Below are 9,795 nucleotides of genomic sequence, written 5' to 3' on the forward strand. Positions count from 1 at the left end.
CATGATGAGCGTTTTGGTTTGGACGTTATTTTTTCTTTTTTGGGTATGTTTTCTTGGTTTTATTTTATGTAGGTAATTTGTTTTTGTTGAAGCTGGTATTTCTAATGGTTTAGTGGGCGAATATTTGAATTTTATAAACAGTAAACAATCTGTTGTGGGCAGGAAAAGTACAACCGAGCTCGGTCAGAGGATAAGAGAGCAATAGCCACATAAAAAAATAGCCAACCGCAAAGAGTGCGATTGGCTTATATACATGTGAACAAAATCAAGTTCACTAACAACGTCAGTTGGCTAGGTGACCCTCGGCTTAAGAAGGGTCGATTTATATAATGCAGTTACTGTGCCAACTTTAATATGCCCTAAAATACGTAGTTTCTGTGACATGCGTTGCTTAAAGTTTGAGTTTGTTTGCAATTTGCAACTGCGTTATGCAATTTAACTCTATTATGCTAATGATTGATTAATAAACAGTGGACTTTTTAGAGCATGACTAAACTCGCCGTTCCCAAAAAGGCGAAAAAACCAACCACATCTGTCACCGTCGTTAGAATAACCGAACCTGCTAAGGCTGGATCCAATTTAAACTTATCCAAAATAATGGGTATCAACACGCCAAATAAAGCAGCGGTAATAATGTTGACGATAATGGCCAGCGCGATGGTTCCACCTAAAACTGGCGATTGGAACCACAATCCGGCTAACCCGCCGATGATTAGCGCCCAAGCAATGCCGTTCAGTGAGCCAATACCCAGCTCATTTTTTAAGAATTTGAATCGGTTACCTGGGGTAATCTGATTGAGCGCCATCGCACGAACCATTAGAGTCAGGGTTTGGCTGCCTGCAATGCCACCCATCGATGCAACAATTGGCATTAGTACGGCCAAAGCAACCACTTGAGCAATCACGTCTTCAAATAGCCCGATAGTGACAGACGCTAAAATTGCAGTCAGCAAATTGATGCCCAGCCACACGCCGCGTTTTTGTGAGCTTTTTAATACTGGCGCAAACAAGTCATCGCCTTCATCCATACCAGTACCGGCCATTAAGCGCGCTTCGTAGATTTCACGTTGCGTACTTAATGCAAATTGCCAATCGACTTCACCAATCAGAGTTTGGTCTGCATCAGTCACAGGCAGAGCGGGCAGTGTGCTGTGCTCTAATGCTTCTACCGCTTCGGGAAGCATCATCTTACTGTCTAGCACCGTCACCGCTTCAATAACGAGTGTTTTTAAGCGAGTATCAGGATCACTACGTAAAATTTCGTAGTAATTGACTGTCCCTCGATACTGTTTATTACGGTTGATCAGGTAGACTTGTTGAGGCGTGTCGTAGCTATAGCGCTCCATTAACTGCTTAGCCGTTCCAATCGTAATATTAAAGGGCAGGGTGATGATTTTACGCTCAGCCCAGTGGCCGAGTTCTTCATCTTCATATTCGTTTGCTTGATCGTAAAGCTCTAACTCATCTTTTTCGATTAACGCGAGCGCTTCGTTGATGATCGACTCAGGCAACGAATCCGCCCATTCGATCAGCGATAAGTTATCAAGTTTAGCGAGGGTGAGTTTTAGCTCGACTTCAGATAATGCATTGATGATAGAAAAACGTACGTCGGCACGCATTTCCGTTAACACGTCGATATGCAGTTCTAGTGGCAAAGCTCGCCATAAGCGAACACGATCATCGATTGGAAAGGCTTCCAGAATTAGGGCGACTGCGCCAGGTTCGAGACCCGCTTCAATAGATTCATTGAGCGTTGCGACTTGATCCGCTTCTTCGGCTTGGCCAATTTGCTGGATTAGAGTGGAGAGATCTTGAAACTTGCTCACCGAGTACCCCGATAGTTAATTCGTTTTATGGAAGTATGGCATGTTATTGAGATGCACAACTATGCATCTTAACCTTGCTCAAGGTACTTGAAAGTAACAGAAAAACAATAGGCTATTCGCTGTTGATAGTGAGATATGGCTGTACCAATTGGCGAATGTTCACTTTTGCGCCAATTCTCGCTGCGAGCAAATACATTCCACCAATTTTACGATGTAAAAATAGGGCATCGGCAGGTGGGGTATGCCAGTACTCTTGTTCCATGCTCAAAATAGTGCCAGCTTCGCGAAGTTTTTGCGCTAAGCCACTGGCTTTAAAATCATATGGCTCATCAACTAACATGGGTTCACATGCCATTTTTACTAAATCGAGAATCGCTTGGCGCTGGTCAGGTAGGATGGTTTGGCTGAAGAAGCCAATTTGTTCAAGCGCATCATTTAAGCCTTGTTCGTCATTATTCACGACAGACGCAAAAGCTTGGCGATAGCCGGTACTGAACCGTTCGCTGTATTCGCGGGTCGCCCCAAAATCTAGCAAGCCGATTTGACGAGTGTTTTCGATATATAAGTAGTTGGCGAAGTTTGGGTCGGTTTGTACCATCTTAAATTCGAACAGCTCTCGAAACAGTAATTCGAGTAGGCTGTGCATGACAAAATCCCGTGTACTCTGATCATAATGTTCGATTTGCTCAATCGGGCTACCATCAATGAATTCCATCGCGAGAACGGAGTCTGAGCAACTTTCAGTATGAATCTTCGGCACGACAAAATGAGGGTGCTCCTTCAAAGCGTCATGATAACGAATGGCAAATTGTGCCTCTCGTGCGTAATCGGCCTCGTCATGTAGCTGCTTTTTCGCTTCTTCGAGCAATCCTTTGTAGTCGACAGACTCGGGAATCAATCCAACGACCTTGAGCAGTGTACCGACATTATCGACGTCGCTATCGATACTTTTTCGTATGCCCGGATATTGTACTTTGACGGCTAGGTTATCGCCCGCATCGCTGTAGGCTTGGTGCACTTGTCCTATTGATGCACTGGCGATTGGTTTGAAGTTAAATGATAGAAACTCAGCTTTCCAATTCGTTCCAAGCGAACTTTCCATTACTGCGTTGAGTTGTTTTGCAGGCATTGGGTCTGCGTCGGAACGAAGACGGGAAAGAATATCGGCAAGTTCAGGTTCTAAAACATCACCAGCATCCATTGAGAGCATTTGACCAAGCTTCATTGCAGCGCCACGTAGGTGAGCAAGTTGGTCGGTTAAACGCGCGATGTTTTGCGGCGTCAGCAATAGGTCTTTCGCTTTTGGTTTGTTGCCTTTGGCTATCTGCTTCGTGCCTTCTGCAATCACATTGCCTGCGACACGGGTAGCAAGTGAGGCGAATTTGCTGAATCTTGAGATGCGATGGGTAGGTAGGCTTCTTTCCTTTGCCGACATGAATCTTCTCCGCTATTTACTAACTAATTGTTATACGGGAAAAGGATATGTTTGGATACAAATGAAAAGAAAACCGCCAGCGTAACTGGCGGTTTGTGAGTTTAGATGGAGTAGAAGAAGTACAGCTGAGACTTCATTCGAATGATGATCCCGCGAATCACATCTAAGAAGGCCATGAAGCCTATCGGTTTTTCACCGCTGACCCATGCGAGGCCCACAGAGCCAACAGGAATGTCGTAGCCTTCTGGCTCATCAATCTTAAGACGAACAAAGTGGTGTTTGTTCTGTAAATTCTTTCCAGTGGTGATACGTACGGAATCATCGAAACCCAGCAGATTACCTTGTGACTCACCTGTTGCTTCAACAATGCCTTCGACGGTCGCTGAGAAGATCTTACCTGGGTAAACGGACGAAGAGAATTCCGCTGGCTGACCCGGTTTGATGTTACGAATCGCCTGGTGGTTGACTCGCATCAGCACGTACTTCTCGTTAGTGTACATGTTGATACGCGGCATCATCGATACACGCTGACCTTCACGCAGGATAAAGTTGGTGACAAAGCCATCTGTTGGGGCATGAACTTTTGTGCTATTCAAATCCCATTGCGCTTTTGCAATTTGCTCTTCAGCTTGGCGCAGTTCGGCTTGTTTAGTTTCAACTGCAAGTTCCGCTTTATGAATCGCCTGTTTTGCACGGGAAATATCGACTTGTTTCTTCTTGATTTGAGACTCAAGGGTTAACACGTTGTGACGTGCCATATCAACCGCACTCGATTGTTTGTCGATATCGCTTTCCGTGATGGTGTTGTGCACCACTCGGTTTTGCTCAACATAACGATCTAGCATCTTTTTCTGCAATTTGTAGTCAACTTTCGCCGCTTCCAATTGGCTCTTTGATGTTTCTAGATCTTGCACCAATGCTTGATGATTCGCTTCTTCAATCTCGATGTCGCCTTTTGCCGTAGCTAATGCGACTCGTGCAGAATCGGCGGATACGTTCGCCTGATTTAATGCGATTTCGTATTGCGTTGGGTCAAGTTCATAAATGAGCTGACCTTCTTTAACTTGCTGATTCGGCTTAATGTAAATGTGGTCAACTTTACCTTTTACATTGGTTGAATCTGGACGCAATTGGATGTGTGGTGACTGCACGACAGAACCACCGGATAAATCCATCGGGGTGAAGTTAATCAAACCTACCCATACGAACATCAGCCAACTCAAACCGCCAAGATAAGCGAACGATTTGGTTGCTTTGTTCCAAGGCATGCCAACCAAACGCAGCAAATAGATGAAGAGAGCCCATACCGCTAAACCTTCTAACATTACGCTTCCTCTTTTGGCTGTGTTTCTGTTTGCGGTTTACTTCTCCATGTATCACGCAGATTGATGATGGCTTTTTCCATATCAACGAATGCAAAGATAACAGCTAGCACCCAAACCCAGTGCCAGACAAACCCTATCCAGGTGAGCGCAGTGATGAGCCCTATCTGATGATGGTCTTTGCTGTGCGCCTTATTAATTGGCAACTCATGGATTTTCCAAAAGCCGTAACACGCGCCCGCGACACTCGCGATTAAAACGACAGCAGCGACAACATGTAACGCCGTATCTGCGCCTGTACCGACAAATGGGACACTCAGTAAACTCATTAAACACTCCTCTATCAAACAGTTGGCGTATTGTGATCTGGATTTGATTTAGGTTTTTCTTTGTGACAGATTCAATCAATAGAGGATTAAATTTGATGTGATTGGTAATGAATACGGTTCGATTTATTCGCGCGATGGGCATTCTAAACATGCATAACCTCGCGTTATCTAAATATAATTTGGGCTCGGATGAACTGGGGATTCCGTCGTCGGTGTTTCACAACCCAATGACACTGATCCCGCTAAAAGCCGTCGCAGAATGGTATCGTTGTGTTGAACAAGCCAGTAGTGATCCAGATGTGGTTTTGAGTCTCAGCCGAGGTATTGAACTGCAAAAGCTTGGACCTGTGGGACGCTGGCTATTTTCTGGGAATGATTTAGCCAGCGCGATTCGACGCGTTAATTATGGTGCGAGTAACTTACAATCTGGGGCGTTTTTTGCTGGCGAACAGTCGGGCAAAATCATCAAATGGACTTACCACAATCCGTTTATAGAAACGTCAGTAAAGGTGCACGATAGTATCCGCTGTGCGGTATTTATGATTAAAGTGCTACGCGAATTTCTTGGTAAAGACTATCAGCCTTTGCGCGTGAAGGTTTCAGGGTCGAGAAAAAATACTGAACCATACCGAGAATATTTCGGCTGCGAGGTGGAATGGAGTCAGCCAAAAACAGAAATATGGATCCCGGGAGATGACCGACTAGCTTCTCGCCAAGTGAGCCATCGAGAAGACAGCCGTCTAGCGATGAGTTTTTCCGATTTGGATGATTTGCTTAATATGCCCGACCCAGAAGATGAGTTGAAAGTGATTTATGAAGTGGTGAATTACAGCAGCTATTATGGATTGCCAACGTTAGAGCGCGTTTCTTCTCTGCTTGATTTATCTGAACAGCAGTTTCAACGTCGTTTGCATAAATTAGGGCTCAATTTTTCGACGGTTTCTGGCTATGTATTGAGTAATATTGCAGCTGGTTTGTTGAGTAAGCGCGTGAGTATTGATGACATTGCCACGCGCCTTGGTTACACCAATGTGGCGAGCTTCAATCGTATGTTTAAGAAACATCGTGGATTAACGCCCAAACAGTACATCGCTCGTTTAGAAAAGTAATTGTTTGTAGAATGGAAAGATAAAGCAACAAAAACAGAGCTTTATCTTTGATTTGGAAGCTATGCTACTTGTCCCAACGATTAGAGTAGGCTCTGCGGTAGTCTGGCTCAGCGATACCCTCATACAAATCTTCACAAGCTTGCAGCGGACCTACGACGGTTCGGTAGGGTAGGACACCTGCCCAAACAGGAATATCCATGTCTTCCGCATCGTCGTTGACGCCAAAATTGCTGATTTTCACAGATGCCTCTGTGAGTGGGATACGCAGCAGCATGGTGGCTTTAAGCTCTTTTTCGTTGCTCAAACGGACTTGTTTTGTTCTCCCAGGAGCGATCTGTTCGATAAAGTGATTCAGCAACCTGTCTTTCTCTTGGTTATTCTCCACCATCTCAAACTGGCCAAAGACCACGGCGCTACGATAATGCGCACTGTGGTGAAATGCACTTCGAGCCAATACCCAACCATCAAACAAAGTAAAGGTTAAGCACGTTTGCACTCCTTGTTTGAGTGAGCGTAACAGTCGACTGTTGTTGGCACCATGGATATACACGTAATCATCGACACGCCATGCCAGCATGGGGATGACCACAGGGCCTGACTCGTTGGTTATCGCAACATGAGCGATTAGGCTTTCATCTATGATGGCGTGCAGTTTGCTAACATCAGAGACGGCTTTATGTGCGCCTTTCTTAATTTCCGTTCTATTGGTATTAGATAGCATTTTCTCTCCTTGTTTACTCACGATTACGAGCGCTTGAACCTCATTCTTTGATTGCAATGTAGCGCTTAACTGGTAGCTTAAAGAGAGCCAGTTTTAACTAATGAATGGATCCAGTTTGTCTTTGATTGATATCGGTGACCTACATTTAAAAGAAAGTGATGGAACGCGTCAGCAAGCGTTGTTTTTTGCTATTCGCGAGAAAATTGTTCAAGGGTTGTGGGTGAAGAATGGGAAGTTGCCTTCTACGCGGAAGCTTTCACAGGCGCTTAATCTAAGTAGGAATACCGTGATTTCTGCCTACGAACAGTTAGTGTCGGAAGGGTACTTGAACAGCCAAAAAGGTTCTGGCTTTTATGTTGCCGTAGAACTGCCGGAGCAGTACTTGCCTGAACCTAATTCAGTTCAGAGAGACTCATCACCGAAAACTCACTTTGATATCAACCTTGCATTTGCACCAGGTGTGCCGGATCTGGACGCTTTCCCGATGGCACAGTGGCAAAAGTTACTCACTCGCCATATGTCTCGTACTTGCTTGTTGGGGAATCAAGATATTCAGGGTAGTTGGGCATTGCGCTGTGCTTTAGCTGACTACCTCGCATCAAGTCGTTCAGTGAATTGTTCTCCAGAGCGCATTATTATTACCTCTGGGGCGCAGCAAGCGTTGTCAATTGCGACGATGGTAGTGCTCAAACAAGGTGATAAGGTTGTGATGGAGCAACCAGGTTACGCGCAAATGCGGAAGTTGATTCAGTTCCAAAACTATCAATTTGAGCCTTTGTTCGTAAGAGAGACATTAGGTTTTGATGTGGAAGCGGTGACCTCAAGCGATGCCGATGCGCTGTATATTACACCAAGTAATCAATATCCGATGGGCACCACACTCAATACCGAGCAAAGAGGAAAGATCATCAACTGGGCGGTCGAACAATCAAGTTGGATCATCGAGGACGATTATGACAGCGAATTTCAGTTTGCTCATCGTCCCTATACCAGTTTACAGGGGCTAGCAGCTCAAATGGGTCGAGATGATCGCGTGTTGTATGTGGGTTCCTTCAGTAAAGTGATGTTTAACGGATTGCGGCTTGGCTACCTTGTAGTTCCTGAACGTTTAGTAGAGCAATGCTTAGTGGTTAAGTATGCGTTAAGTGGTGATTCGCCGACGCATACACAAGAAGCATTGGCAGATTTTATTACCGAGGGTGGGTTGTTGCGCCATATCCGAAAAATGCGCCGACTATATAAAACCAAGCATGAACAGATGCATTTATCCATTCAACAGCATTTTGGCGACCGTGTTTGCGTCGTTAGCCAAGCGGCGGGGCTTCATATTACGTTGAAATGGCAAGATGGTATGGATGAGCAGCGTTTTACGAAACTAGCAGAGCATGAAGGGATCATCTTGCGACCTTTGAGCTATTATGAACACCCAGATTTTCAAGCACGTCACTGGCATGGTGCCGTGCTTGGTTACGGCAATATCGCGTTAGAGAACATAGACGCTGGTATCCAACGTTTAGCCCAAATTTTTCGACATGGGAAGCGGTGACTATTCAACTGCGCGTGTTTGTCGTTTATGTCGCCACTGTTTCCAAGGCAGTAAAAGTAGAGTGAAAATGCCAAGTGCATAAAACATTGACCAGCCTAAACATATAAAAACACCGGTACAAAGCAGTAGAGAAAGTCCCGCAAGCGCTTTACCAAACCCACGGAGCAATTTATAAGCGGCTAACATCGCCAACATGTAAACCAAAACGAATACACTATTTGCTAGTTTTAGGAAAAACTCCAGATCGAGCTGCGATAGCGTTCCTATCACGCAAGATATTAGCAGTACGCCGCCAACTAATAAGGTGGCTGAGAAAGGGACACCACGACGCGAAATCTTGGCTAGTGGGCTGTAAGGACGATGTTCCCGAGCTTGAGCCCAGACCATTCGCGCTAGGCTCTGTGTGTATAAGTTAACGCTCGCGAAACAAGCGGAGAATCCGATCAAACTGATTATCCATTTGGCCCCATCGCCAAGTAGTTGAGCACTCAACCATGGAATCGATGCATTATCGAATTGAGCATTACCATATGCACCAAACTTTAAAATAACAACAGAGCAAGCCCAGTACGTAGCTCCCGCTACAAAACAACCGACAATAATGGCGATAGGGAAGTCTCTTTGAGGGTTTTTGAATTCTTCCCCCATATGAGCAAAAGCCTCTATGCCAACAAAACACCAGAACATCACGCCAAGCGCTGCGGTAATAGGCCAAATTGACTCTTGTGTGATAGCTGGCATCACGAGATCGGCGCTCTTAACGTCACCTTTCCATAAAAATGTGCCAACGAGCGCAAAGACACTCAAAGCAATAAGAGTTTGTAAATGACCTGATGACTTAGTGCCCATCAAGTTGACGAACACAAGAAGTAATACTGTTAGAATTTGTGCAAACAGATTATTGCTAATAGGCTCTGGCAATATTTGCTGTAGAAAGCCTGCGGCGAGTGCAATCGCGGCCGGAACCCCTACCGGAATGACACTAACAAATAGCCAAGCTACACTACTTTCCAGCTTGGCGTTAAATGCTTTACGCACAAAAAATGCGGTTCCGCCCGCATTGGGATATCGCTTGCCTAGCTGGGCAAAAGTCAGCGCAATAGGACAAATGGCGATGAATAATAAAATCCAGGCCCATAGTGAAAAATGACCCGCTATGCCTGCTGCAATAGCTGGTATCATAAAAAGACCCGTTCCCATTAATGTTGTGGATAGTTGGGCGATACCGGATGTGAGTGAAATGTCTTTTTTGAGCTGTTCCATGCTAATTGATTCATCCAATGTTGTAGGGCTTATGACGAAAACGCTTGTGGATTCTAATTATCTCATTTATTGGAGTTTAATGAGCCCGCTAGTGCGCTGAATACATAAGAAGCGTATTTGATTTCAATGCGTTATCGCTCTTCTATTTGAATGGATAACGGTGCGCATCTCATGCTTACCAAATAGCATATCCAAAATCTTAATAACAAAATGATTTACTGAACCGTCAATATGACGGTTGTTT

Annotated in this window: 8 protein-coding genes; 2 read left to right on the forward strand and 6 right to left on the reverse strand. The window is 44.9% G+C overall.

Translation table 11 applies throughout. The annotated features are described in order from the left end of the window. Positions 1-479: 479 nt before the first annotated feature. The 4 genes from CAG69_RS10475 to CAG69_RS10490 form a co-directional block, all read right to left on the reverse strand. Positions 480-1,826, reverse strand: coding sequence for a magnesium transporter (locus CAG69_RS10475; protein ID WP_005396363.1), 1,347 nt, complete (start codon positions 1,824-1,826; stop codon positions 480-482). A gap of 112 nt (positions 1,827-1,938) precedes the next feature. Next, positions 1,939-3,261, reverse strand: a complete 1,323-nt coding sequence (locus CAG69_RS10480) for an ABC1 kinase family protein (protein WP_151515735.1) — start codon at positions 3,259-3,261, stop codon at positions 1,939-1,941. A gap of 101 nt (positions 3,262-3,362) precedes the next feature. Continuing rightward, entirely contained in the window at positions 3,363-4,586 is a 1,224-nt protein-coding gene (locus CAG69_RS10485) for an HlyD family secretion protein (RefSeq protein WP_161444103.1), read from the reverse strand. Next, a complete protein-coding gene (locus CAG69_RS10490; RefSeq protein WP_046875867.1) occupies positions 4,586-4,912 on the reverse strand; it encodes an MFS transporter in 327 nt (108 codons plus the stop codon). The genes CAG69_RS10485 and CAG69_RS10490 overlap by 1 nt, the downstream gene beginning before the upstream one ends. A 107-nt stretch (positions 4,913-5,019) precedes the next feature. Here CAG69_RS10490 and CAG69_RS10495 point away from each other — a divergent pair, with 107 nt between their 5' ends. Beyond that, on the forward strand, positions 5,020-6,021 hold the full coding sequence (locus CAG69_RS10495; protein ID WP_161444105.1) for an AraC family transcriptional regulator: 1,002 nt from the start codon (positions 5,020-5,022) through the stop codon (positions 6,019-6,021). A gap of 64 nt (positions 6,022-6,085) precedes the next feature. On the opposite strand, the gene CAG69_RS10500 is transcribed toward CAG69_RS10495, so the two are convergent. Further along, the gene (locus CAG69_RS10500) at positions 6,086-6,742 is read right to left on the reverse strand and encodes a pyridoxamine 5'-phosphate oxidase family protein (RefSeq protein ID WP_161444107.1); all 657 of its coding nucleotides are present in this window, start codon (positions 6,740-6,742) and stop codon (positions 6,086-6,088) included. A gap of 100 nt (positions 6,743-6,842) precedes the next feature. Here CAG69_RS10500 and pdxR point away from each other — a divergent pair, with 100 nt between their 5' ends. Beyond that, positions 6,843-8,288, forward strand: coding sequence for a MocR-like pyridoxine biosynthesis transcription factor PdxR (gene pdxR / locus CAG69_RS10505; RefSeq protein ID WP_161444109.1), 1,446 nt, complete (start codon positions 6,843-6,845; stop codon positions 8,286-8,288). On the opposite strand, the gene yjeH is transcribed toward pdxR, so the two are convergent. After that, entirely contained in the window at positions 8,289-9,551 is a 1,263-nt protein-coding gene (yjeH, locus tag CAG69_RS10510) for an L-methionine/branched-chain amino acid transporter (RefSeq protein WP_161444111.1), read from the reverse strand. Positions 9,552-9,795 lie beyond the last annotated feature (244 nt).

Source organism: Vibrio sp. V43_P6S15P86, assembly GCF_009904725.1.
In the GTDB taxonomy this organism is placed as follows: Bacteria; Pseudomonadota; Gammaproteobacteria; order Enterobacterales; family Vibrionaceae; genus Vibrio; species Vibrio diabolicus.

Bases quoted from the DNA above. Each gene is read 5' to 3' on its own strand.
- CAG69_RS10495 (WP_161444105.1), top strand. From the start codon at position 5,020: ATGAATACGGTTCGATTTATTCGCGCGATGGGCATTCTAAACATGCAT.
- CAG69_RS10490 (WP_046875867.1), bottom strand. From the start codon at position 4,912: ATGAGTTTACTGAGTGTCCCATTTGTCGGTACAGGCGCAGATACGGCG.
- yjeH (WP_161444111.1), bottom strand. From the start codon at position 9,551: ATGGAACAGCTCAAAAAAGACATTTCACTCACATCCGGTATCGCCCAA.
- CAG69_RS10500 (WP_161444107.1), bottom strand. From the start codon at position 6,742: ATGCTATCTAATACCAATAGAACGGAAATTAAGAAAGGCGCACATAAA.
- CAG69_RS10480 (WP_151515735.1), bottom strand. From the start codon at position 3,261: ATGTCGGCAAAGGAAAGAAGCCTACCTACCCATCGCATCTCAAGATTC.
- CAG69_RS10485 (WP_161444103.1), bottom strand. From the start codon at position 4,586: ATGTTAGAAGGTTTAGCGGTATGGGCTCTCTTCATCTATTTGCTGCGT.
- pdxR (WP_161444109.1), top strand. From the start codon at position 6,843: ATGAATGGATCCAGTTTGTCTTTGATTGATATCGGTGACCTACATTTA.